At 58.5% G+C, this 22436-nt stretch carries 24 protein-coding genes and 1 tRNA gene; 15 read left to right on the plus strand and 10 right to left on the minus strand.

What is annotated here, in order from left to right; genetic code table 11:
- Positions 1-39 precede the first annotated feature (39 nt).
- Positions 40-837 carry an ABC transporter permease gene (locus IF205_RS20070; protein ID WP_259781135.1) on the plus strand — a complete coding sequence of 266 codons (798 nt, stop codon included), beginning with the start codon at positions 40-42 and terminating at the stop codon, positions 835-837.
- A 16-nt stretch (positions 838-853) separates the two neighbouring features.
- Positions 854-1648 (plus strand): ABC transporter permease, encoded by a 795-nt coding sequence (locus IF205_RS20075; protein ID WP_259781136.1) that lies wholly within the window; start codon positions 854-856, stop codon positions 1646-1648.
- Between the two features lie 79 nt (positions 1649-1727).
- On the opposite strand, the gene IF205_RS20080 is transcribed toward IF205_RS20075, so the two are convergent.
- Entirely contained in the window at positions 1728-1898 is a 171-nt protein-coding gene (locus tag IF205_RS20080) for a DUF3012 domain-containing protein (RefSeq protein ID WP_259781137.1), read from the minus strand.
- A gap of 175 nt (positions 1899-2073) precedes the next feature.
- Between IF205_RS20080 and IF205_RS20085 the strand changes: the two genes are divergently transcribed.
- The 4 genes from IF205_RS20085 (at position 2074) to IF205_RS20100 (ending at position 5966) form a co-directional block, all read left to right on the plus strand.
- Positions 2074-3276: an aspartate aminotransferase family protein gene (locus IF205_RS20085; protein ID WP_259781138.1), complete on the plus strand. Its 1203-nt coding sequence runs from the start codon at positions 2074-2076 to the stop codon at positions 3274-3276.
- A gap of 16 nt (positions 3277-3292) precedes the next feature.
- Positions 3293-4207 carry an ornithine carbamoyltransferase gene (argF, locus tag IF205_RS20090; RefSeq protein ID WP_259781139.1) on the plus strand — a complete coding sequence of 305 codons (915 nt, stop codon included), beginning with the start codon at positions 3293-3295 and terminating at the stop codon, positions 4205-4207.
- A gap of 37 nt (positions 4208-4244) precedes the next feature.
- A complete protein-coding gene (gene hslO / locus IF205_RS20095) occupies positions 4245-5159 on the plus strand; it encodes an Hsp33 family molecular chaperone HslO (protein ID WP_259781140.1) in 915 nt (304 codons plus the stop codon).
- Positions 5160-5381: 222 nt separating this feature from the next.
- Positions 5382-5966 (plus strand): hypothetical protein, encoded by a 585-nt coding sequence (locus IF205_RS20100; RefSeq protein ID WP_259781141.1) that lies wholly within the window; start codon positions 5382-5384, stop codon positions 5964-5966.
- A 30-nt stretch (positions 5967-5996) separates the two neighbouring features.
- On the opposite strand, the gene IF205_RS20105 is transcribed toward IF205_RS20100, so the two are convergent.
- Positions 5997-7007, minus strand: coding sequence for an NAD(P)H-dependent glycerol-3-phosphate dehydrogenase (locus IF205_RS20105; RefSeq protein ID WP_259781142.1), 1011 nt, complete (start codon positions 7005-7007; stop codon positions 5997-5999).
- Positions 7008-7014: 7 nt separating this feature from the next.
- The gene (gene tsaD / locus IF205_RS20110; RefSeq protein WP_259781143.1) at positions 7015-8055 is read right to left on the minus strand and encodes a tRNA (adenosine(37)-N6)-threonylcarbamoyltransferase complex transferase subunit TsaD; all 1041 of its coding nucleotides are present in this window, start codon (positions 8053-8055) and stop codon (positions 7015-7017) included.
- A gap of 69 nt (positions 8056-8124) precedes the next feature.
- On the opposite strand from tsaD, the gene hemC reads away from it, so the two are divergent.
- The 6 genes from hemC (at position 8125) to IF205_RS20140 (ending at position 14281) form a co-directional block, all read left to right on the plus strand.
- A complete protein-coding gene (hemC, locus tag IF205_RS20115; protein WP_259781144.1) occupies positions 8125-9039 on the plus strand; it encodes a hydroxymethylbilane synthase in 915 nt (304 codons plus the stop codon).
- Positions 9032-11383, plus strand: a complete 2352-nt coding sequence (locus IF205_RS20120) for a uroporphyrinogen-III synthase (RefSeq protein ID WP_259781145.1) — start codon at positions 9032-9034, stop codon at positions 11381-11383. The genes hemC and IF205_RS20120 overlap by 8 nt, the downstream gene beginning before the upstream one ends.
- On the plus strand, positions 11380-12573 hold the full coding sequence (locus tag IF205_RS20125; protein WP_259781146.1) for a heme biosynthesis protein HemY: 1194 nt from the start codon (positions 11380-11382) through the stop codon (positions 12571-12573). The genes IF205_RS20120 and IF205_RS20125 overlap by 4 nt, the downstream gene beginning before the upstream one ends.
- A 231-nt stretch (positions 12574-12804) precedes the next feature.
- Positions 12805-12880, plus strand: a tRNA-Thr gene (locus tag IF205_RS20130).
- 154 nt (positions 12881-13034) lie between these two features.
- Positions 13035-13487: a PAS domain-containing protein gene (locus tag IF205_RS20135; RefSeq protein ID WP_259781147.1), complete on the plus strand. Its 453-nt coding sequence runs from the start codon at positions 13035-13037 to the stop codon at positions 13485-13487.
- Positions 13488-13816: 329 nt separating this feature from the next.
- Complete coding sequence (locus IF205_RS20140) at positions 13817-14281, plus strand: flavodoxin family protein (RefSeq protein ID WP_259781148.1); 465 nt, start codon at positions 13817-13819, stop codon at positions 14279-14281.
- Between the two features lie 20 nt (positions 14282-14301).
- Here IF205_RS20140 and IF205_RS20145 read toward each other — a convergent pair whose 3' ends face one another.
- Complete coding sequence (locus IF205_RS20145) at positions 14302-15933, minus strand: bifunctional metallophosphatase/5'-nucleotidase (protein WP_259781149.1); 1632 nt, start codon at positions 15931-15933, stop codon at positions 14302-14304.
- 143 nt (positions 15934-16076) lie between these two features.
- Between IF205_RS20145 and IF205_RS20150 the strand changes: the two genes are divergently transcribed.
- Positions 16077-16283, plus strand: a complete 207-nt coding sequence (locus tag IF205_RS20150) for a dodecin (protein WP_259781150.1) — start codon at positions 16077-16079, stop codon at positions 16281-16283.
- 88 nt (positions 16284-16371) lie between these two features.
- On the opposite strand, the gene IF205_RS20155 is transcribed toward IF205_RS20150, so the two are convergent.
- From IF205_RS20155 to IF205_RS20165, 3 genes are all read right to left on the minus strand, one after another.
- On the minus strand, positions 16372-16752 hold the full coding sequence (locus IF205_RS20155) for a VOC family protein (RefSeq protein ID WP_259781151.1): 381 nt from the start codon (positions 16750-16752) through the stop codon (positions 16372-16374).
- Between the two features lie 81 nt (positions 16753-16833).
- On the minus strand, positions 16834-17547 hold the full coding sequence (locus IF205_RS20160; protein WP_259781152.1) for a helix-turn-helix transcriptional regulator: 714 nt from the start codon (positions 17545-17547) through the stop codon (positions 16834-16836).
- A 79-nt stretch (positions 17548-17626) separates the two neighbouring features.
- Positions 17627-17986, minus strand: coding sequence for a putative quinol monooxygenase (locus IF205_RS20165; RefSeq protein WP_259781153.1), 360 nt, complete (start codon positions 17984-17986; stop codon positions 17627-17629).
- Positions 17987-18068: 82 nt separating this feature from the next.
- On the opposite strand from IF205_RS20165, the gene IF205_RS20170 reads away from it, so the two are divergent.
- Positions 18069-18377 carry an ArsR/SmtB family transcription factor gene (locus IF205_RS20170; RefSeq protein WP_259781154.1) on the plus strand — a complete coding sequence of 103 codons (309 nt, stop codon included), beginning with the start codon at positions 18069-18071 and terminating at the stop codon, positions 18375-18377.
- 121 nt (positions 18378-18498) lie between these two features.
- On the plus strand, positions 18499-19935 hold the full coding sequence (locus IF205_RS20175; RefSeq protein ID WP_259781155.1) for a catalase: 1437 nt from the start codon (positions 18499-18501) through the stop codon (positions 19933-19935).
- Positions 19936-20035: 100 nt separating this feature from the next.
- Here the strand turns inward: IF205_RS20175 and IF205_RS20180 are convergent, their stop codons facing one another.
- From IF205_RS20180 to IF205_RS20190, 3 genes are read right to left on the minus strand one after another with little or no spacing between them, the layout of a single operon-like run.
- Positions 20036-20455: an EVE domain-containing protein gene (locus IF205_RS20180; protein ID WP_259781156.1), complete on the minus strand. Its 420-nt coding sequence runs from the start codon at positions 20453-20455 to the stop codon at positions 20036-20038.
- Between the two features lie 22 nt (positions 20456-20477).
- Positions 20478-20831, minus strand: coding sequence for a TraR/DksA family transcriptional regulator (locus IF205_RS20185; RefSeq protein WP_259781157.1), 354 nt, complete (start codon positions 20829-20831; stop codon positions 20478-20480).
- 51 nt (positions 20832-20882) lie between these two features.
- The gene (locus IF205_RS20190; RefSeq protein ID WP_375542663.1) at positions 20883-22238 is read right to left on the minus strand and encodes an MFS transporter; all 1356 of its coding nucleotides are present in this window, start codon (positions 22236-22238) and stop codon (positions 20883-20885) included.
- Positions 22239-22436 lie beyond the last annotated feature (198 nt).

Below are 22436 nucleotides of genomic sequence, written 5' to 3' on the forward strand. Positions count from 1 at the left end.
CACTAAGTTGCCTTCATGTCTTTCAAGGGGAATTCTACGATGGCGGAAGTTACCGCACCGAAAAGCTATGGCTTGGTTAACTGGGTTGGCCTTTGGTACCTGTATCTGAAGGAAGTCCGGCGTTTTCTGAATGTCTTCACCCAGACCATCGCCGCACCAGTTGTGACAACCCTGCTGTTCCTGGCGATTTTCACCCTGGCCCTGGGCCGGGCGGTTGAAGTTGTGCATGGTGTGCCCTTCCCGACCTTCCTGGCGCCGGGCCTGATCATCATGGCAATGGCGCAGAACTCCTTTGCCAATACATCCTCTTCCATCGTGATTTCGAAGGTACAGGGCAATATTGTCGACGTCCTGATGCCGCCGATCAGCCCCGGTGAATTTGTCACCGCCTATGCGCTGGGCGGGGTGACCCGTGGCGTGACCGTCGGGTTGGCCACGGGCATTGTCATGGCCTTCTTCGTAGACCTGCCCCTTAACCACCCGGGCTTTGTCGTCTTCCACGCCGTTGCGTCTTCCATGATGCTGGGGCTGTTGGGACTGATTGGTGGCATCTGGTCGGAAAAATTCGACCATATCGCGGCTTTCACCAATTTCGTGATCATGCCGTTTTCCTTCCTGAGCGGCACTTTCTATTCGATCACCCGCCTGCCGGAACCCTTCTATACCGCAGCCCATTTCAACCCGTTTTTCTACATGATCGACGGATTCCGTTACGGCTTTATCGGTCAATCCGACGCCAATCCCTATCTGGGGATGGCCGTCATGGTCGGGGTCAATACATTCCTGTGGCTGGTCGCGTGGCGCATGGCCAAATCCGGCTATAAGCTGAAAGCCTAAGGGAGCAAGACAGCGGATGATACAGGCGCCCAGGACATATGGCTGGCTGAATGGCCTGGGCCTGATCACCATGATCCGGCGGGAACTGGTCCGTGAGTGGCGCTTTTTCCAATATACGGTTTTCGGACCCGCCCTGCAGGCCAGCCTCTTCACCCTGATTTTCCTGCTCAGCACCGATCGGGGCGACCTTTCCGTCGGCGCTTTGTCTTTCATTGAATTCCTCTGCCCCGGTCTGGTCCTGTCCGCAATATTACAGCGATCCTTTGAATCCGCCGGCTATTCGCTGATGGATGACAAATTGAGCGACCGCCTGCAGGATATCCTCGGTATTCCGCTGACATGTCTGGAATTGATTCTGGCCTATTGCCTGTCCGGCCTGTTGGTGTCGCTGGCAATCGGCGCCACGGTCTGGATTGCCCTGGCATTGATCGCAGGGCCGGTCGCCCCGCAGAGCATCATTCTGCTGCTGTCCTACGCGATCCTGGGCAGCGTCATCTTTTCCTCTTTCGGTACATTGGCAGCACTGTTCTCCCCGAAGTGGGACAGTATCGCAGGCAAGGAAACCTTCATCCTGATGCCCGCCCTTTTCCTGTCCGGGACCTTCTTTCCGCTTTCTGCCGTGCCCGAGGCCTTTCAGGGAATACTCAGGCTCAACCCGGTCTTCTATCTGATGGACGGGTTCCGCTATGCCATGACCGGCTATAACGACGCCGACCCGGCGCTTGGCATGGGCATTGTCGTTGCAACGGCCCTCGCCCTCTGGTCGCTTTCCCTGATCCTGCTGGCCCGCGGCTACAAATTAAAAGCCTAGCCATCCGTCAGGGACACAAAGAAAAAGCCCCCCGCAGCGGCAGGGGGCTTTCCAACTCTATACTGGAAAAGCTGCGCTCTTAGAAAACGCAGTGCTTGGCATAATCAGACGCCTCATTAGCGGTCCAGTCGCCCTTGGGCTTTTCCTTCAGTTCTTTGCACCATTCCTCACTGCCCACCTCCGGTGAACAGGCGGAAAGTCCCAGCGTCAAAATAACAGCGGCAATGGGAAGCCAGAAAAAACTACGCATGGATTTAAGACCTCTGTACTAAATAACCCCTCAAGCGGGCATTCTAAGCCTTTTTTCTGCTTAAGGAAAACATTGGACAAAAATAAGGCAAAAGGTCCTACTTCCGTTGACAGGCGATGAAAAGACCGTCATTTGTCGCTCTTTCCTCTTAACAACAAACGAGAGTTTTCGACCAATGTCTTCGAACGACATCACCCGGCAGCAATCCGCTGTCATGAACACCTACGCACGGTTCCCTGAAACCATGGTGCGGGGCGAAGGGGTGTATCTCTTCGACGACAAGGAGCGACGATATCTCGATTTTGCCGCCGGCATTGCCGTGAACTCGCTGGGGCATTGCCACCCGCATCTGGTGAAAGTATTGCAGGACCAGGCCGCCACTTTGTGGCACACCTCCAATATCTTCCAGAACCCCGGCCAGGAAAAGCTGGCGAAACGCCTGACGCAGAGCAGTTTCGCGGATGTTGCCTTTTTCTGTAACTCCGGCGTGGAGGCCCTGGAAGGGCTGATCAAGCTGGCGCGGCGCTATCACCATGCCAATGGCAATCCGAAACGCTGGAAAATCCTGACGGTTCAGGGGGCCTTCCATGGCCGGTCCCTGGCGACCATCGCGGCGGCGAACAACCCGAAATACCTGGAGGGCTTCGGCCCGAAGGTCGAGGGCTTCGACAATGTGCCGCTCGGCAACCTGAACGAGTTGCGCGCCAGCATTTCGGAAGAAACCGCGGCGATCCTGCTGGAACCGATCCAGGGCGAAGGCGGCATCCGTGAGGCCGATCTGGATTATATGCGCGGTCTGCGCGCGGCAGCCGATGAATTCGGCCTGCTGCTGATCCTGGACGAGGTCCAAAGCGGCAATGGCCGGACCGGCAAGATGTGGGCCCATGAATGGGCGGGCATCACACCGGATGCCATCGCAACTGCAAAAGGCCTCGGCGGCGGGTTTCCCGTCGGCGCCATCCTCGCGACCGATGAGGCCGCGAAAGGCATGGTGCCCGGTGTTCACGGCACCACCTTTGGCGGCAACCAGTTGGCCATGGCCGCTGCCAATGCGGTGATGGACATCATGGAAGAAGACGGTTTCATGGACCGGGTTTGCGAAATCTCCACCACCCTGCGCAAGGGGTTGGGTGAACTGGTTGATGCAAAGCCGTCCGTCTTCGAAGCCGTACGCGGAGCGGGTCTTATGCTGGGCCTGAAAGTGAAAGAGGGCGTCGTGAATGTGGACGTGATCAACAAGGCACGTGAATTCGGCCTTGTGACCGTCGGCGCATCGGAAAATGTGATCCGACTGCTGCCGCCGCTGACGATCGAAGAAACCCACGTGGCGGAAGCCATCGACGCCTTGAAAAAAGCCGCTGATGCGGTTGCATCCTGAGACAGGGATTGGAAAAATGACTGCTATTAAACATTTTCTGGATATCGACAAATTCGACGAAGCAACCCTCCGGTCCATGCTGGACGCAGGCAACGCCTTCCGCAAAGATGGCAGCCGCGCGACGGAAAAACCGCTGCAGGACAAGCTTCTGGCGCTGATCTTCGAAAAACCCAGCACCCGTACCCGCGTCAGCTTTGACGCCGGCATGAAGCAGCTTGGCGGCGACGTCGTCGTCCTCACACCGTCTGAAACGCAGCTTGGCCGCGGCGAAACCATCGCCGACACCGCCCGCGTGCTGAGCGGTTATGTGGATGCGATCATGATCCGCACCACCGAAGAGGAAAAACTGCTGGAACTGGCGGAATATGCCTCTGTGCCCGTGATCAACGGCCTGACGGACCGCACCCATCCCTGTCAGTTGATGGCTGACGTGATGACCTATGAACAGCATCGCGGTTCCATCAAAGGCAAGACCGTTGCCTGGTCCGGGGATGGCAACAACATGGCGACAAGCTGGATTCACACCGCCGTGCGTTTTGGCTTCAACCTGAACCTGGCTGTGCCGAAAGAACTGCCGGTACCGCAGGATGTAATCGACTGGGCCAATGCGAATGGCGGCAATGTCCAGGTCTTCCACGAGCCTGAACCGGCCGTGGACGGCGTCGACTGTATCGTCACCGATGTCTGGGTTTCCATGGGTGACGCGGATGCGCCGGTGCGCCATAACCTGCTGCAGCCGTTCCAGGTCAACCAGCGCCTTATGGACATTGCCGACAAAGACGCCATATTCATGCATTGTCTGCCCGCCCATCGCGGTGAGGAAGTGACCGCCGATGTGATCGACGGCGCACAGTCCGTGGTTTGGGACGAGGCGGAAAACCGCATGCATGCCCAGAAGGGTATTCTGGCCTGGTGCCTGGGCGCGGTTTGATCGCCATTTTGTAAGAAAGCGAGTATAGTTTAGAGGCATGACCGATAATACGGTAACCCTGACTGACGACCTCGTTCAGCCCTTCATGATCGAGACCAGCGGCCTGAGTGGCCGTCTGGTCCGGTTGGGTACGACGGTCGACACAATTTTGAACCGGCATGACATTGTCGAGCCGGTCAAGGTGTTGCTCGGCAAAGTGCTGGCGCTTGGTGCCGGGCTTGCCACAGCGTTGAAATACGACGGCATCTTTACCATCCAGATCAAAGGCGACGGCCCGGTTTCCCTGATCGTGGCCGATGTCACCTCTGCCGGGGATGTGCGCGGCTATGCCCAGGTAAGCGGCGAGCTGCCGCCGGACGAGGAAGCCCTCGACGCCCCGGTGGAAAAACTGCTGGGCAAGGGCTATCTCGCCTTTACCGTGGACCAGGGTCCTGAGATGGAACGCTATCAGGGTATTGTCGAACTGAAGGGCAAAAACCTGGAAGACAGCATCGACTATTACTTCGAGCAGTCCGAACAGTTCGCCTCCAAGGCGCATCTGGCAGCCGGGAAAACCCCGGAAGGCCAGTGGCGCGCCACCTGCATCATCCTGCAACGCCTGCCGGAAGAAGGTGGCAGCGGCAAAGCCCGCCTGGACGGCGACGAAGACTGGACCCGCGCCTGTACTTTCATGAAAAGCGCGACCGATCAGGAAATGCTGGACAGTCGCCTGTCCGCCAATGACCTGCTGTTCCGCCTGTTCCATGAGGATGGCGTACGCGTTTTCGACCCCAAACCGCTGGATGTCGGGTGCCGCTGTTCACGGGAAAAAATCAGCACGGTTCTTACCAAGCTGCCCGATGAGGACCTTGAGCATGCCCTCGAGGATGGTAAGGTCTCCGTCACCTGTGAGTTCTGCAATATCACCTTTGATTTCGACCGGGAACAGATTGACGAGCTTCGCCAGTCCTGACACCCGTCCGTGTCGGAATGTTGGATTTAGTGAGAGGCGTTCAGGTCATCCCGGACGCCTCTTTCTTTTCACGCCCGAAGCCATCGGGCATGCCGCCATCACAGTTTTGACAAACTCCGCCTTTAGTGTCCGTCCCTCGGTTGACGAGACAGTTCTTCTGCTCGCATTATCCGACAAACCAGTGATGGGAACGGCACATAAAACACCCAGGGGGTCCAGACCATGAAACGCCTTGTTGTTCTGCTTTTTGGCCTGCTCGCGCTTAGCGCCTGCGAAACGCAAATCGAACGGCCTACCTATGCAGAGCTGACCTTTACCCATAAGGAACCGATCTATCTGGACGTGGCCCGGATTGATATCGTGAAGGCCTATCAGCCCACCAGTGCCGCCCCGCATGTGGAAATGGAATTTCCGGTCAGCCCGCTGGACACCGCTGCCCGCTGGGCACAGGACCGGTTGAAGGCCGTCGGCACGTCAGGCACGGCAACGGTTACCATTACCGAAGCCTCCGCAGTTGAAACGGAACTGGCGCAGGAAGGCGGCCTGACCGGTGCTTTCACGACCGAACAGTCTGAACGCTATGACGGTACACTCGCCATGGCCGTAGAGGTTTTCGATCCCAACGGCAGCAACGGAAATACATTCGCGGAAGTCAAACGCAGCATCACCGTCCCGGAAGACGCCAGCCTGAACGATCGGGAACGCACCTGGTATAGCCTGACGGAAAAACTGGCCCGGGATCTCGACAAACGGATGAGCGAGAATATCCGCAATCACCTGTCGCTATTCGTGCGCCCCGGCTCCTGATTGAGGGGACAAACACCGGATGGATCGTGCTTACGCCCCTTCAGCCCTGAAGGGGCGATTCAGCAGGGTCTGGATGGTCGCGTCGATATCGGCATTGCCGGTAACGATCGCGTTGACCGCCTCGCAAATCGGCATCTCGACCCCGTGCTTACGCGCAAGAGCCGTCACCGACTCCGCAGACCAGACGCCTTCCGTCACGGCACGGCGTTCATCCAGGATTTCCTGGACGCTGCGGCCCCGGCCCAACTCGATCCCGAAGGACATATTGCGTGACTGCGGGCTGTTGCAGGTCAGGGTCAGGTCACCCATCCCGCTCAACCCCATGATCGTCTCGGCGCGCCCACCAAGCTTTTCGGCCAGACGCATCACCTCTGCCAGACCACGGGTCACCAGTGCCGCCCGGGCGTTTTCACCCAATTCCCGTCCGGTAACGATACCGCAGGCAATTGCCAGCACGTTTTTTACAGCCCCCCCGACTTCCGCACCGATCACATCATCGGTCACATAGGGACGGAAGGTGGGCAGGCCGACGGCCTTCAAAACCGCATCCTGAACCCAGGTTTTCTCTGCCGCCAGCGTGACCGCCGTCGGCAGTCCCAAGGCCACTTCACGGGCAAAGGTCGGCCCGGAAAGCACCGCGACCTCAGCATCCGGCAGGCAGGCCTCTGCAACCTCGCTCATCAGCATACCCGTGCTGCGTTCCACGCCTTTGGAACACAATGCCACCGGTCTGCCTGCACAGAAGTCCGCAACAGGAGCGATCACATCCCGCATACGCTGGGACGGCACCACCAGCAGGATAGCAAAGGCGTCTTCCAAGGCCTCCGCCATATTGGTGGTGGCGCGGATACCGGCGTCCAACGCCACATCCGGCAGGTAAAGCGGATTACCGATACCGTTGTTGATGTCGTCCACGACCTGGGCATTGCGGGCCCAGAGCACCACGTCATTGCCCGCCCGACGGGCCGCACAGGCCAAAGCCGTACCCCAGGCACCACCGCCGATTACCGCAACATGTTCAGGAATAACTTCTGTCGACATGATTTTATTATGCAGAGGGGATGGTCATGCTGTCCAGCGGCCAACGCGGACGCGGTGCAAATTCAAGCGTATCGGTCAGACCAAGACGCAGCCGTTCCAGTCCCGCCCATGCGATCATCGCCGCGTTGTCGGTGCAAAGGTTGATCGGCGGCGCGGCAAATTGCATCCCTGCCTTCTTGCAGGTCTCCGTCAGAACGCCCCGAATATGAACATTCGCGGCAACGCCCCCGCCGACCACCAGCGTGTGGCCCGTGCCATGCTCTTCCGCAAAGCGTTTCATGGCCCGGCTGCAACGATCCGCCAGAACATCACCCACCGCCTCCTGGAAGGCCGCACAGATATCCGCGCGCTCCTGCTCGTTGGGCATGCCTTCGGGCAGTTTCTGGATAATCTGGCGCACAGCCGTCTTCAGGCCGGAGAAGGAAAAATCACAATCGGGCCGCCCGACCATGGGCCGCGGCAGCTTGAAACGGCTTGCATCGCCGGACCGGGCTGCAATCTCAACATTAGGGCCACCTGGATAAGGCAGGCCCAGCATCTTGGCCGTCTTGTCGAAGGCCTCGCCCACCGCATCGTCCACCGTGCGGCCATAAAGCGTATAACGCCCGACCCCTTCTACGGACAGCAACTGACAATGCCCGCCGGAGACCAGCAACAGAAGATAGGGAAACTCAACCTGTTCAGTCAGCCGCGCCGTCAGGGCATGGCCTTCCAGATGGTTCACCGCCACGAAGGGCTTGCCTGCCGCGGAGGCAATGGCCTTTGCCGTCATCACGCCAACGATCACACCGCCGATCAGGCCCGGGCCGCTGGTGGCCGCCACGGCGTCCAGATCGTCATAGGAGACACCGGCGTCTGTCATCGCCTGACGAACCAGATCATCGATGTGATCCAGATGGCTGCGCGCGGCAATTTCCGGCACAACGCCGCCATAGGGGCGGTGCTCGTCCAGTTGCGACAGAACCACGTTGGACAGGACCGTGCCGTCCGCTTTCAGCACAGCCGCCGCAGTTTCGTCACAGGATGTCTCTATTCCCAGTACAATCATGCGCTTGGGTGTAGCCTATTAGCGCCGAATGCGCTACAGATTGCTGAAGAAAAACCGCAAAAAGTGATCATGACAAAAATCCTTAAAATCGGCACCCGTGGGTCCCCTCTGGCCCTCGCCCAAGCCTACGAAACACGCGACCGCCTTGTTGGGGCCCATCCCGGCCTGCAGGTTGAGATCGTCGACTTCAAAACCACCGGCGACAAGATCCTGGATCGCCCGCTGTCGCAAGTTGGCGGCAAGGGGCTTTTCACCAAGGAACTGGACGAAGCCCTGACCGATGGCCGCACGGATATTGCCGTCCATTCCATGAAGGACCTGGAAACCCAGGTTCCGGACGATCAGGTCATCGGCGCGGTCCTGCCACGCGAAGACGTCCGCGACGCCTTCATCAGCCCCAAGGCGAAAACCATCGCCGATCTGCCGCAAGGCGCCGTCGTCGGCACCTCCTCACTGCGTCGTCAGGCACAGGTTCTGGCGCTGCGCCCGGATGTGAAGGTCATCACCTTCCGGGGCAATGTTCAGACCCGCCTGCGTAAATTGGAAGAAGGCATCGCCGATGCAACCCTTCTTGCCATGGCAGGGCTGAACCGCCTGTCCAAAACCGATGTGGTCACCAGCGCGCTTGAGCCGGAAGACCTGCTGCCCGCCGTCGCCCAGGGCGCAATCGCCATCACATTGCGCAAGGACGATCCGGAAACGCTGGACCTGCTGAAGCCGCTGAATGATGAAACCAGTGCCATCCGTGTTACAGCGGAACGCGCCATGCTTGCAACGCTCGACGGGTCCTGCCGCACACCGATCGGCGGGCTGGCCGAATTCCAGGATGACGGGCGGCTGCGCCTGCGCGGGCTTCTGGCCAGCGAGGACGGCAAACAGGTCTATCGCGTGGAAGTCTTCGGCGATCCGGAAAATGCCGTCGCCCTTGGCAAGGAAGCAGGTGAAAAACTTCTGGCCCTGAGGGGGGAAAGCACTGGTGGCTAAGCCCGTCCTAATCACGCGCCCGGAACAGGATGCCGCCCCGCTTGCAAGCCGGGTGGCCTATCTGGGCGGTGATCCGGTGCTATGCCCCCTGCTGACCATCCGCTATCTGGATGCGGAAATCGACCTGAAGGGTGTTCAGGGCCTGCTCTTCACCTCCGCCAATGGCGTTCGGGCCTTTGCGCGGTTGTGCGAGGAACGCAGCCTGCCGGTCTACGCCGTCGGCAACGCAACTGCGACCGAAGCGGAAAAAGAAGGCTTTCAGGACATCAAGGCAGCGGCCGGAGACGTGCACGCGCTGGCCCGCCTTGTCGCAGACAACTGCAGCCCGGGAAATGGCGAGTTCTTTCACGCCGCTGGCAGCAAACTCGCGGGAGACTTGTCCGGCCTGTTGGGCGCATCCGGTTTTGTAACCCGCCGCGCCACACTCTATGAAGCAGACAAGGCGACAAACCTCCCGGACAACGCCGCCGGTATTTTGCGTTCCGGCCAGCAGGCGATTGCGCTTTTCTATTCGCCGCGCACCGCCCGGGCCTTTGTCGAACTGGCTGAACAGGCCGGGTTGGACAGTAATCTGGGATCGGTTACGGCCCTTTGCCTGAGCCACGCCGTGGCGGAAAAAATTTCATCTTATCAATGGGCAAAGGTTGTCGTCGCAGACAAACCGGAACAAGATAGCCTACTGGGGCAACTGCAAGAGATTTTGGCAAACGACATGGCTGACGAAAAGAACCAAGACTCCCAGGGACAGGACCACGAACAGGAAGAACACCTGACTGACGCCGTCGATGCGGAGGCCCTGATTGAGGCCTTTGGCGGCATCCGGCCGATGGCGAACAAACTGGACGTTGCCGTCAGCACGGTTCAGGGCTGGAAGCTGCGCAACCATATCCCGCCCGCCCGTTTGGAAGAGGTGGAAAAAGCCGCGCAGGAAAACGATATCGACCTGTCGGAAATCATCCATAAACCCGAAGAGTCGGGTGATACGTCCAAAGCCGCGGAAGCCGCGGATGCGGAACCTGTGCAGTCTGCCGAAAAACACGGCAAGCCCGACGAAGAAACCAAGGTGGAAACCACACCTGTGACCGAGAAACCTGCGACACAAACCACCACGCCAAGCCCCGCTCCGGCAAAAGGCAGCAACAAACTCGCCTGGACTGCGTTGCTGGCATCCCTGGCGGTTGGCACCGCCCTTGTTCTGCAGCCCTACTGGGCGCCAAGCGTGAATACAAAGCTGCAACCCGTGCTTGAGAAAGCCGCGCCCAATGTTTTCAAGGCCCGCTCACCCCAGACGGCGGGGAGCGCCCCCGGCCAGGAGGTCACGGCACTGAAGGGCGAATTTGATGCGCAACTCAGCGCCCTGACCCGCCAGATGGACGGCCTTGCCAGCGCCATTTCCGCCCTCGAAGGCCAGGAAACCGTCATGGCCGCAGACGGGAACACCGACATCCTCAAGGATCGGCTGCAAGCGATGCAGGATCGCCTCACGGCCCTGGAGGAAGTTGGCGGCGGTGCGGCCAGTGCCCCTGCGGCAGATGTCGCGGCCCTGAAATCGCAACTGGCACAGCTTGAGGCCGACAAGGACGCCGCCATTACAGAGGCTGCCTCTGCACGTGAGGCACTGCAAAATGCGCTGGATGCCCAGGGACGGCAGGCTGGTACTCTTGCCAGCCGGGTCACCGAACTTGCATCGCGCCTTCAGTCGGTTGAAACGGTGCTCGACGCCATGGCGACAGAGCCCGCGGTCAGAAACCAGCAGGAAATTGCCCTGGTCGTGGCCGCCGGCCAGTTGGAAGTCCAGGCCCTGGAGGGGCGGAAATACGCAGACGCCCTGACCACCCTTGAGGCCCTGACCAAGGATATGCCGGAACTGCACCCGGCGATTGCCGCCCTGAAGGAGGGTGCATCGACGGGTGTCGCCACACGAACGGGCCTGTTGCAGTCTTTCCAGGTCATGGCCGCCAGAATCGACACGCCGATCAAGGATGCCGACCAGACCAACTGGGTCGATGCAACGCTTGCCAACATCTCCGGACTGGTATCGGTCCGGCGCACGGGTGCGGAACCGGACATGCCCCCGATGAGCCGCGCCGAAGCAGCCTTGCATCAGGATGACCTTGCCGGTGCAATCGATGCGCTGACGCCCCTTGCCGACAGCCGACCGGACGTCGCCGACTGGCTGAAAGCCGCCCGTCAGCGCCTTGCCGTGGAAGAGGCGATCGGTACACTCCGGGCGGAAGCCGCCAAGCGCCTCAGCCTTGCTTCGGTCACGCCGGACAACACGATCTCACGGGCTGCGCAGAAAAACCTCACCGACGACACCGCCAAGGATGAGGCCAGCCAATGACCCGTGGATTACTGCTTCTTATCAAGGTTCTGGTCCTTGCGGGTGCGGCCTTCTGGTTGGCGGAGCAACCCGGCCAGGTGACGTTGGAATGGCAGGGATGGCGGCTGGATACCACGGTCGGTATCTTCCTGCTGGCCACGGTTCTCTTCGGCCTGTCGCTTGCCTTCCTGATCTGGCTTTTCCGGTCAGTCTGGGGTGCGCCAAAAGCCTACAGCCGTTTTCGCAGCCAATCCCGCCGGGAGCGCGGCTATCGCGCCCTGACGCAGGGCCTGGTTGCCGTTGCCGCCGGCGACAAATACGAGGCCGCCCGCCAGTCCCGCCGCGCCAATGCACTGTTGAATGATCCGCCGCTGACCATGCTGTTGTCGGCCCAGTCCGCACAGCTTGCAGGCGACGACAAGGCCGCAACAGACTATTTCAAATCCATGCTGGACCAGCCGGACGCCGCCTTTCTGGGTGTGCGCGGGCTGATGATGCAGGCCATCAAATCCGGCGACAAGGCAGAGGCCCTGCGCCTTGCCAAAAAGGCCAATGAGTTGCGTCCGGACACACCCTGGGTACTGAAAGAACTGATGGAGCTGCAACTGGCCGCCGGTGATGTGGACAATGCGATTGCAACCTTGGATCGCGCAGTGAAGGTGAAGGCCATCAGCGCGGAACAGGGAACGAAACGCAAGGCTGACCTGCTGATGGCAAAAAGCCGTCAGGCCCGCGAGGAACATGATGCGGACCGCGCCCTGAAATTTGCAGGCCAGGCCCAGAAACTGGACCCGCAGTCGGTGGAGGCCATCACTATTCAGGCACGCCTTCTGATCCAGCAGGGCAAAAGCCGAAAGGCCGAACGCCTGATCGAAGAAGCCTGGAAAACGGTTCCCTGTGCGGCGCTTGCCAATGCCTATCGCGATGCCAGCACCGAAACGGATATGCTGTATCAGGTCAAACGCTTTGAAGGCCTGCTCGCGCAAAATCCGGATCATGCGGAAAGCCACATTGCGCTGGCCCGCATTTCACTCGACGCCAAGCTTTGGGGCGAGGCCCGCAGCCATCTGAAGAAACTGGACGACAGCGACGTTACCCCGCGCGTCTGCCGCATGATGGCCGAACTGGAAGAGGCGGAGCACGGCGATCTGGATGCAGCGCGCCGCTGGCTGGAACGCGCCTCTGCCGACGAACAGAACGGCGAAATCTAGGGTTCCCCCGCCATTAGCACAAAAAAAATGCCGGTTAAAAAACCGGCAGGTGCAAGTCAGGGGATCTAGGGAGGGAGACTATGTTGGGAAAAACCCTTTCAAATCTCTATACTCCCTATATAGGCACGACCTGAGACGATTTTAAGTGATTGCAATCACAGGGCGGCAAATTAATTTTCCCGCTTGCCAAACGCGTCACATCGCCTTATGTTCCGCGCCGCAAATAATTGCGCCGCTATAGCTCAGTTGGTAGAGCAACGCATTCGTAATGCGTGGGTCAGGTGTTCGAGTCACCTTAGCGGCACCAGCTTTCACAAGGGCCTGGCTGACTTATCAGCCGGGCCCTTGTTTTTTGGCCTGTGACGCTCTGCCCCACAAGCCTGGCAATATTAGCATTGGCTTCCATAATGACAATTGGCTAACCTGTTGCCTTGTATGGAAAAGCTGAGTTCAATGCCCTCGTGAAAGATATCAAATCCGAATACCTCAGGGATCTTTACCAATACTGGCATGGGAATTGTGCCGGCAAGGCGGTCCTGCCGCGTGACCGGTTCGACCCCGTCGATATCCCCAGGCTTTTAAGCCGCCTTATCCTGCTGGATGTTATCGACCAGGGGCAGGATTTCCGATACCGGGTTGTGGGCACGGATGTTGTCGGCGCGATCGGTCGGGATTTCACCGGCGAACGCCTGACGGACTATCACAAGGGCCATGAGGATATTTCGGTCATTAACGGCTATAAAATCCTGTTGGAAACCGGAGAACCGCAACTGGAAACCCGCAGCCTGACCAGTGTCGGCCGGGACTATGTCACCTATGAACGGTTGCTTTTGCCTATGGCGAGGAACAGTCAGAAGGTCGATACGATACTGGCGGGATTGGAATTTCACCTGCCCCGTGACAGGACGCCCTAGGAGCCATTCGCGAATCGCATAGGGGAATTGCAAGACCAGCGCTCCTAATCCTTTTCGAAAAGGCGCATATGTCTCTCATCAGGCAATGATGATTTTGGCAAGGAGCAACATCATGGTTTTCGACAACAGCTTCAACTCTTCCGTCTACGCATATGCAGGCGCAATTGTTGCTTTTGGTCTGCTGGTACTGGCCCTGTAAGACAATGACACATTCCCGATAAAAGCCCTGGTTTTCCAAGCCAGGGCTTTTTTAATGCCCGGCCCTCGCCCAAGGGCATCTGACATGGTAGTTTTCCCCAACCATGCCAGACAGAACAAACTGGGCCGCCATGACAAAAACTCTCCTGATCGTCGCCCATATCCCCTCTCCCAATACCAGGACATTATGTGACGCCGTTGTCCGCGGCGCATCCCACCCGGATATCGACGGGATTGCGGTTGTCGCCAAGACACCGTTCGAGACCACGCCAGAAGATGTGCTGGCCGCCGACGGGATCATTCTGGGAACGACAGAAAATCTCGGATATATGAGCGGGGCCCTGAAGGATTTTTTCGACCGCTGCTATTATCCGGTTCTGGAGAAAAAGCAGGGCCTGCCCTATGCGGCCTATATTCGCGCCGGGCATGACGGAACCGGCACCAGACGCGCCATAGAGACAATCGTCACCGGCCTTCGCTGGCGCGCCATACAGAAGCCCCTGGTCTGCCGTGGGGAATGGGATCCCCAATTCGAAGATCAATGTGAAGAGTTGGGCATGATGATGGCCGCCGGACTGGAAAGCGGCGTTTTCTGACAGCGCAATAAGGTCTGTCTCTATTTCCTTATGACACGCCGCTTGAGGCCCGCTTTCAGCGGGCTGTTCTGTGCAATATAACCGGCCAATGCATCTTCCAGACCCGGTCCGTAGTCATAGGCCTCCACCGCCTTGTCGCGCAGCACCTTATAACCGTCGCCACCGCGGCGCATATAGTCATTGGCGACAACGTTATAGACCCTGTCCTTGTCGAGTGGCTGGAAGCCGTCAGCCTCACTGCCAACCTCCACGGAAACAACCCGTCTGCCCGGCTCCGCCTTACCGTCCCAGGTCACGCGCATACCGGCCACCTGCGGGAAGCGCCCGGCCCCTTCCTCCACCTTGGAAAAGCCGTTTTCCAGAGCCGCAATCACCTCAGCCCCGGTCAGCTTGAAGGTTGCAATCGTGTTCTGGAACGGCAGGACCGTCAGCACCTCACCCATAGTGACGGGGCCGCCGTCGATGGATGCCCGCACGCCACCACCGTTTTCGATCGCGATATCCGCCGCACCACCCGTCTGACGGACCTTCCAGAGCATCGCATCGGCAACCAATGTGCCCATCACGCATTCACGACTGCGGCAATCGTCCCGCGCACCGCCAATCGGCCCGGCCGCCTGACCGATCACCTTGGTCCGCAATGCCTCCAGCGGCGCATTCAATTCCGCAATCCGGTCTTTCATCGCCTTGTCTTCCGGAAACCCCTGATCCAGCAGGACTGTATCCCCCTTGTAACCGGTCACTTTCCCCTGATCATTGAAGGTCACTTCAATCTCGCCCAGATATTTCGAATGGGCATAGGCTTGGACAATGGGGGTATCTCTGCCATCGGCTGACTTCACCACCACCGGATACGGACCTGCGGCCCCGTCATTCCCATTGGACAGCAAGCTGTGGCTGTGCCCGCCTACAACCAGGTCGACACCGCGCAACCGGGCAACGACTTCTTTATCCCGCGGCAGCCCCAGATGAGTGAGAAGGATTATCTTGTTGATGCCGTCTGCCTCCAGGCGGTCGATAAGGGGTTGAATCGCGGTCGGCGTATCCTGAAACGCAATATTATCACCCGGACTGGAGGTTTCATCGGTATCCTCGGCCAGCGCCCCGATCACGGCGATCTTCTCTCCGCCCTTGGTGAAGATGGCATGGGTAGGATATTTTTCATGCAGAATGGAATCCCGGTCGGCGACGGTGTTCGCGCTGACCACAGGGAATTCCACCTTGTTCAGGAATTTCAAAAGGTTTTGCGGGCCGTCGTCGAATTCGTGATTGCCGATGGTCATGACATCAAACCCCGTCATATTCATCAGTTCGGCCGCAGCGGCACCTTTGTAATGCGTATAGAATAAAGACCCCTGGAATTCGTCACCCGCATCCATGACCAGCACATGGCCGCCCGCTCCTTCAATGGCGGCCCTGCGGTCGTTCAGCGCCTTGGCGACGCGGGCAAAGCCACCGAAACATTTCTTGGCCTGCAAGTCTTTTACACTGCAGGTCGAATCATATTTGTTGATTGGCAGAACACGGGAATGCATGTCGTTGACATGCAGGACGGTCAATTTGAAATCGGCCTCCGCAGAGGCCACAGACCCGGCGAAAACCACCGCCCCCAGTAACAGACATTTGAACAGCTTCACCGACATATCCGGCATCCCCCAAAATCCTGGAAATCATCTCCTTGCGCGGTAGTAAGTTATGCGGCTTTGCAACCATCGTCCACGACGAATCGACTTACACGCCCCCGGAAGGAAAATCTTGTGGTAGGATAGGGCTTTGATATGAAAGGCGAATGCAAATGTCTGACCATGTTTACAAGAAAGTGGAACTTGTCGGCAGTTCCTCGTCCAGCATTGAAGACGCGATCCAGAACGCGGTTTCCAGGGCCTCCCAGACCATGAAAAACCTGGACTGGTTCGAGGTGGTCGAAACCCGCGGACATATCGATAACGGGACCATTGCCCACTATCAGGTAGTGCTAAAGGTCGGATTCCGGATCGAGTAGAGATCAGGCATAGCGCAAAAAAATGGCGACCCCATACTTTAAGAGGTCGCCGCATTTTGCAGACCGACAGCAGTCGGTGCGTTCCTGCTTATTTTTTCAAATCCGGGGACAGGGAGAAAACGCGCAGGCGATGACCATCCGGGTCCAGCGCCACGAAACTATGGCCAAAATCCATGTCGGTCGGCACCTGAGCAACGGTGATCTTCTTCTCAACCCAGGCATCGTAGGTCTTGTCGACTTCCTCGGCGTCAGTCATCGAAAACGCCACTTCCATTCCCCCCGTCATTCCGGTGGTCGCCGGCTCCACCGTATGCTTTGACCAAAGGCCCAGCATCAGCCCCGGCCCCATGGGAAACAGTGCGAAAGTCGCGGATTTCTCGACCGGCTCCCGGCCCAGCAGGTCAGCATAGAAATCGGCGCTGCTCTGCGGATTGTTGACGTAAAGAATGATGTAATGGGTGTCGGTCATTTCTTGGCTCCACGAGAATGTTGGATTGTCTTTCCGACGGGCCGTCACCCGTCAGTGAGGGCAAGTTAACCGACCATGCTGTCAATTTTTGTCAGCATTGAATGCATTACGGATTTTTATGCCATTTTCCTCCTGCCAGTCTTTCAGAAGCGCCTGACGCCTGCGCGGATAGCGCACGTCCTGGATCTCGAAATCCGCAATGCGATCCGCCCTGAAATGCCGCAGCCCCTGACGCAATTCACACCAGGCCAGCAGAACACGCACCTTTTGGAAAAAGCCAAGGGCAAAGGGCCAGATGATGCGGGTGCTATCCCGGCCTTCCTGGTCGCGATAGGTAAGATTGACCTTCCGTTCCTTGCGAATAGCCTCGCGTATCAGGGAGAGATCAACAGGGCCGACCGCCATCTCCGGGCCCGGCCCCACCAGCAGGGAGTTCCCTTCCACCTTGTCCCGCAGATCATCCGGCAGGATAGCGGCGACCTTGGCCAGGAGATTGTCTGCTGCCGCCCCCAACTGTCGGTCCCCCTGCCTGGCCACCCAACGCGCACCGAGGGTCAGCGCCTCTATTTCCTCTTCGGACAGCATCAGGGGCGGCAGCATGAAACCGGGGCGCAGGACATATCCCAGTCCGGGTTCCCCTTCGATCTCCGCCCCCTGCTGTTGGAGGGTTGCGATGTCCCGATAGAGGGTCCGCAAGCTGACCCCCAGTTCCGATGCGAGTGTCGCCCCGCTTACCGGATATCTGTGACGGCGGAGAATCTGGAGAAGATCGAAGAGGCGCTGTGTCCGCGACATGGCGGGTTATCCGAAAAGTTTCTGACTAGTCGCAGACACTGCCATATTTTGTCAGCAAGCAAAACCGGCGTCTGCCCCTTCAGCAGGCTTTGCCATAACCACTGCGCATTTCGATCCAGCTAATATCCATGTCTTCCGCCAGATAAGTCATACGCTCCGCAAGGAAGGCCCGGATATAGGGCTGTTCAAGATGCCTTTCCAAGTCTCCCACGGTCCGCCAGGCCTCATAGAAGACAAAGCAATCCGGGTCCTGACGATCACGGTGGACGTGATATTCAAGGGCCCCCTCTTCCGCCCTTGTCGGGGCAACCAGGGATAACAGCCTCGCCTCCAAGGCATCCGCCTGACCGGGTTTTGCCCGCGCACGCCCGACCAGCGTATAGGGCGCCTGTTCATCTTCTCCCGGTGCCGGCAATCGGATTCCAACAGTAGTCGACATTCACTTTCTCCTAAGGTATGACAATTTCCATACCTTATAGAGAGAAAAGGAGGTACGAGTCAAATCGTACCTATAGATTTTTATGCCTGACAATGAAGGACATCCCGATCCGGATGAAATGACCCTGGCCGCCATACTGAATGCCTTGAACGACCCACACCGGCGCCGTGTGATCCGGGAACTGGCACAGGCCGAGGATGGCGAGGAACGGACCTGCGCCTCCTTTGATCTGCCGGTCAGCAAGGCCACCCTCACCCATCACTTCAGGGTTTTGCGGGAGTCCGGCCTCATCAGGCAGGTCAACCGTGGTAACAGCCGGGCGGCCCAATTGCGGCGCGCCGACATCGACGCGCGGTTTCCGGGCCTGCTCGACCTTCTCTCCGAAGAATGACCCCAACATCGACGCAGTCGATTTCTGAAATCAGAATGATCAATTTCACAAATACATAATAACCATATTAGAATGATTCTACTTTGCTGGCACGAGAGACGGCGAAACAAGGAGAATCATTATGAGTGATCAAAAGAGACTGACCACCGCTTCCGGCGCACCGATCGCCGACAACCAGAACAGCCTGACCGCCGGACCGCGTGGCCCCTTGCTGGCCCAGGACTGGCAGTTGTTTGAGAAGCACGCCCATTTCAACCGGGAGCGCATCCCCGAGAGGGTCGTGCATGCCAAAGGCTCCGCCGCCTATGGCAAACTGACGGTCACCAACGATATCAGCCAATATTCCAGCGCGAAAATCTTCTCCAAAATCGGCGAAGAGACCGAGGCCTTCCTGCGGTTCTCGACCGTGGCCGGTGAGAAGGGTGCCGCAGACGCCGAACGCGATGTGCGCGGCTGGGCGCTGCGTTTTTACACCGAAGAGGGCAATTGGGATATCGTCGGCAACAACACGCCGGTCTTCTTCGTCCGCGACCCGTATAAATTCCCGGATTTCATTCACACGCAAAAGCGCGATCCGCGCACCAATCTGCGTAACAGCACCGCCATGTGGGACTTCTGGTCACTGAGCCCGGAAAGCCTGCATCAGGTCACCATCCTGTTTTCCGACCGGGGCCTGCCGCGCAGCTACCGGCATATGAACGGCTATGGCTCCCATACCTACAGCTTCATCAACGCCGACGGAGAACGTTTCTGGGCCAAATTCCACTTCAAAACCAAACAGGGTATTGAAAACATCAGCGACGCGAAGGCGGCGGAAATCGTTGGGCAGGATCGCGAAAGCCACCAGCGTGACCTTTATGAGGCAATCGAAGGCGGAGACTATCCGCAATGGCGTTTCTGCATTCAGGTCATGCCGGAGGCCGACGCCGAAAACCTGCCCTACAACCCCTTCGACCTGACCAAAGTCTGGCCGCATGCGGATTATCCGCTGATTGAGGTGGGTACGCTGGAGCTTAACCGGAACCCGGACAACTACCATGCAGAGGTCGAACAGGCTGCCTTCAGCCCGGCCAATGTGGTTCCCGGCATCGGGCACAGCCCGGACAAGATGCTGCAGTTCCGCATTTTCTCTTACGCGGACGCCCACCGCCATCGCGTCGGCATCAATGCAGACGCCCTGCCGGTGAACAAGCCGCGTTGCCCGGTTCACAACTACTATCGCGACGGGGCCATGCGCTTTGACGGCAATGCCGGTGGTGCGGTCAATTATGAACCGAACAGCTTCAACGGTCCCGCCGAAGACCCGCATGCGAAGGAACCGCCGCTCGCGCTGTCTGGCGCTGTGGACCGGTATGACCATAGGGCAGGTAACGATGACTATACCCAGGCCGGGAACCTGTTCCGCCTGATGTCTCAAGAAGAAAAAGAGCGGTTGATGGATGCCATCGCCGGGGCCATGCAGGGCGTGCCGGTCGACATCCAGAAACGTCAGATTGCCCACTTTGAAAAGGCCGACCCTGCTTATGGCAGCGGCGTTGCGAAACGGCTTGGCCTGTAACCAGTAATCTCTTCTGCTTCCTCCAGGTTACCTTTCGGCAGAAGAAACCGGCCCGGGTGTCCCCTCTCCCGGGCCGGACCTATTCATCGGACCGCTGTTTTCAAGGCTCTGTCCGGCCCATCTGACAGATCAGTTTCCAGGAGACATCGTCAATCGGCATGACCGACAGCCGCGACTGCTTCAACAGGGCCAGGTCCGCAAGCCGGGGCTCTGCCTTGATATCATCCAATGAGACCGGCTGGTTAAAAGGTCGAACCGCTTTTACGTCCACCATGCCGAAACGCCCTTTCGGGTCGGTGTGGTCGGGATAATATTCCTTGATGACCTCAACGATGCCGACAATCCGCTTTTCCTTGACGGAATGATAGAAAAAGCAGCGGTCGCCCAACTTCATGGCCTTCATATTGTTGGAGGCCTGATAATTGCGCACACCGTCCCAATGTTCCCCCCTGTCAGCCGCCTTGACCTGATCGTTCCAGGACCACGTACCCGGTTCGGTTTTCATGAGCCAGTAATTCATACCCTATCCCCCTTGTCTTCGATTATGACGCGCGATCCGCGCAATGGATGCAGGTCGGCACAGCCGGGTCCAGCGCCAGCCGTTTTTGTGAGATTTCCTCATCGCAGGACACGCAATAACCGTAGTCACCGCTTTCCATGCGCGCCAGCGCCGCATCAATTCGTGTCAGTTCCGCCTGACGCCTACGGGCAGTCTCCAGCGCCATTGCCTGACCTTGCATGGCATCCATCCGGGAAAGACGCCCCTGGGTCGTCTGGTCAAGCTCCACCGGCGCCCGCGCATCCGAGGCACTTTCGGACAGCGCCTGCAATTCCAGTTTCCGGTCCAGCAAGCGTTGCCTGAACAGCTCAACATTGATGGTGTCGTCTTCGCTCATCCGCCCATTCTGCGACAGGATCATGGGCGGGGCCAAGCCCTGAAGGGGAAATTATCCCTTTTCCTCGGCACCGGCCTCAACCGGTCCCCCTTCATCCGGTTCGTCCACCTCCTCATCAGGGGAAGTAAACTCCTCGAACAATTCCTCGACCGTATCCGGCTGATCCTCGGCTTCGGGATCCCAGTCCTCCCAGTCGACCTCCGGGTTGATGGCCGCCGCGTTGGGGACCGGGGCCATGACCACGTAATCGCTCTGTTCCGCCAGCGGTAGGGACGCACGGCGTGTCATACGCCAGATCGCAAAGATGCCGATCAGGCCAAAGCATATGCTTGATGTCAGCATCAGCGCCGTCGTGCCAATCAGCTCCATCGCGGCAGAGGCGATCAACGGGCCGATCAGCGCCCCGACCCCGCCGATGAGAACCATCGTGCCGCTGGCGGCAACCATCTGCTGTGGGTTCAGATAGTCGTTGGTATGGGCGAGGCAGAGGGAATAAACCGGCTGGATCAGGCCGCCGAAGATAAGGAACATGACAAACAGTTTCCAATCCGCGGCCACCAGCAGTGACAACAGGCCGCCAGCCGCCGCAGACAGGAAGCAGATAATCATGATGACAAAACGCCGGTCCATACGGTCGGACAGTTGGCCGACCGGCCATTGCAGCAGGATGCCACCCACATATTGCATCAGCATGAGCAGCGAAATCTGCGATATCTTTAACCCCAGTTCGGACGCATAGACCGCCCCCAGGTTAAAGACCATTGCCTGCCCCATCATGGCAAAGAACAACCCGACAACCCCGAGCGGGCTGACCGAGTAGAGCGTACGGACAGAGACATTTTCCGGTGCATCAAAGGCCGGTGCCGGACTGACCGAGACCAGGATCGGCACCACGGCCACACTGACCAGAATGGAAATCAGGGTAAACAGCTCAAACCCGCCGGGGTCCGCCACATTCAACAGAAGCTGACTGATACACATCGCCCCCAGGATCACGAGCATATAGACGCTCAGCATCTGCCCCCGGTTTTCATTGGTGGAGGCGTCGTTGATCCAGCTTTCACAGATGATATAGAGACCGGCATAGGAAAAGCCGGTAATGATCCGCATCGTGCCCCAGACCCAGGGATCGACAAACACCGGGTGGAGAAGAATGGACGTCGAGGCCAGCGCTGCCATCGCCCCGAAGGAGCGGATATGACCGACCCGGTTCACCATCTTGGGGATGATAACCGACCCCGCCAGGAAGCCGACGTAATAACCGGACATCACAATACCGGTTGCGAAATTGGCAAACCCTTCCAATTCCGCACGCACACCCAGCAACGTGCTTTGCAGGCCGTTGCCGAGCATCATTATCCCCAGCCCGAGGAAAAGCGCCCAGCACCCTTTCACCGCAGAAAACATCCGTCTCGTCCTTCCGTCCAACAGCCCGGCTTCCCTGACCGGTGTGGTTCCAATAAGCAGGCGCTGCTTATGCCCCGCTACCTCCTTGAGCAACCACAAAAAAACGCCGTATCACATCCTAATCGCGACGGCTATCCATACTGCGTGAAAAAACTCAATCCAGATAGCAAAAAACGCCCCGGCGAACCGGGGCGTTTC

The sequence above is a fragment of the Aestuariispira ectoiniformans genome (assembly GCF_025136295.1).
In the GTDB taxonomy this organism is placed as follows: domain Bacteria; phylum Pseudomonadota; class Alphaproteobacteria; order UBA8366; family Aestuariispiraceae; genus Aestuariispira_A; species Aestuariispira_A ectoiniformans.

Bases quoted from the DNA above. Each gene is read 5' to 3' on its own strand.
- argF (WP_259781139.1), top strand. From the start codon at position 3,293: ATGACTGCTATTAAACATTTTCTGGATATCGACAAATTCGACGAAGCA.
- IF205_RS20160 (WP_259781152.1), bottom strand. From the start codon at position 17,547: ATGTCGCGGACACAGCGCCTCTTCGATCTTCTCCAGATTCTCCGCCGT.
- IF205_RS20145 (WP_259781149.1), bottom strand. From the start codon at position 15,933: ATGCCGGATATGTCGGTGAAGCTGTTCAAATGTCTGTTACTGGGGGCG.
- IF205_RS20125 (WP_259781146.1), top strand. From the start codon at position 11,380: ATGACCCGTGGATTACTGCTTCTTATCAAGGTTCTGGTCCTTGCGGGT.
- IF205_RS20085 (WP_259781138.1), top strand. From the start codon at position 2,074: ATGTCTTCGAACGACATCACCCGGCAGCAATCCGCTGTCATGAACACC.
- tsaD (WP_259781143.1), bottom strand. From the start codon at position 8,055: ATGATTGTACTGGGAATAGAGACATCCTGTGACGAAACTGCGGCGGCT.
- IF205_RS20150 (WP_259781150.1), top strand. From the start codon at position 16,077: ATGTCTGACCATGTTTACAAGAAAGTGGAACTTGTCGGCAGTTCCTCG.
- hemC (WP_259781144.1), top strand. From the start codon at position 8,125: ATGACAAAAATCCTTAAAATCGGCACCCGTGGGTCCCCTCTGGCCCTC.
- IF205_RS20105 (WP_259781142.1), bottom strand. From the start codon at position 7,007: ATGTCGACAGAAGTTATTCCTGAACATGTTGCGGTAATCGGCGGTGGT.
- IF205_RS20175 (WP_259781155.1), top strand. From the start codon at position 18,499: ATGAGTGATCAAAAGAGACTGACCACCGCTTCCGGCGCACCGATCGCC.
- IF205_RS20075 (WP_259781136.1), top strand. From the start codon at position 854: ATGATACAGGCGCCCAGGACATATGGCTGGCTGAATGGCCTGGGCCTG.
- IF205_RS20165 (WP_259781153.1), bottom strand. From the start codon at position 17,986: ATGTCGACTACTGTTGGAATCCGATTGCCGGCACCGGGAGAAGATGAA.
- IF205_RS20170 (WP_259781154.1), top strand. From the start codon at position 18,069: ATGCCTGACAATGAAGGACATCCCGATCCGGATGAAATGACCCTGGCC.
- IF205_RS20185 (WP_259781157.1), bottom strand. From the start codon at position 20,831: ATGAGCGAAGACGACACCATCAATGTTGAGCTGTTCAGGCAACGCTTG.
- IF205_RS20180 (WP_259781156.1), bottom strand. From the start codon at position 20,455: ATGAATTACTGGCTCATGAAAACCGAACCGGGTACGTGGTCCTGGAAC.
- IF205_RS20140 (WP_259781148.1), top strand. From the start codon at position 13,817: ATGACAAAAACTCTCCTGATCGTCGCCCATATCCCCTCTCCCAATACC.
- IF205_RS20155 (WP_259781151.1), bottom strand. From the start codon at position 16,752: ATGACCGACACCCATTACATCATTCTTTACGTCAACAATCCGCAGAGC.
- IF205_RS20080 (WP_259781137.1), bottom strand. From the start codon at position 1,898: ATGCGTAGTTTTTTCTGGCTTCCCATTGCCGCTGTTATTTTGACGCTG.
- IF205_RS20070 (WP_259781135.1), top strand. From the start codon at position 40: ATGGCGGAAGTTACCGCACCGAAAAGCTATGGCTTGGTTAACTGGGTT.
- IF205_RS20190 (WP_375542663.1), bottom strand. From the start codon at position 22,238: ATGTTTTCTGCGGTGAAAGGGTGCTGGGCGCTTTTCCTCGGGCTGGGG.
- IF205_RS20100 (WP_259781141.1), top strand. From the start codon at position 5,382: ATGAAACGCCTTGTTGTTCTGCTTTTTGGCCTGCTCGCGCTTAGCGCC.
- hslO (WP_259781140.1), top strand. From the start codon at position 4,245: ATGACCGATAATACGGTAACCCTGACTGACGACCTCGTTCAGCCCTTC.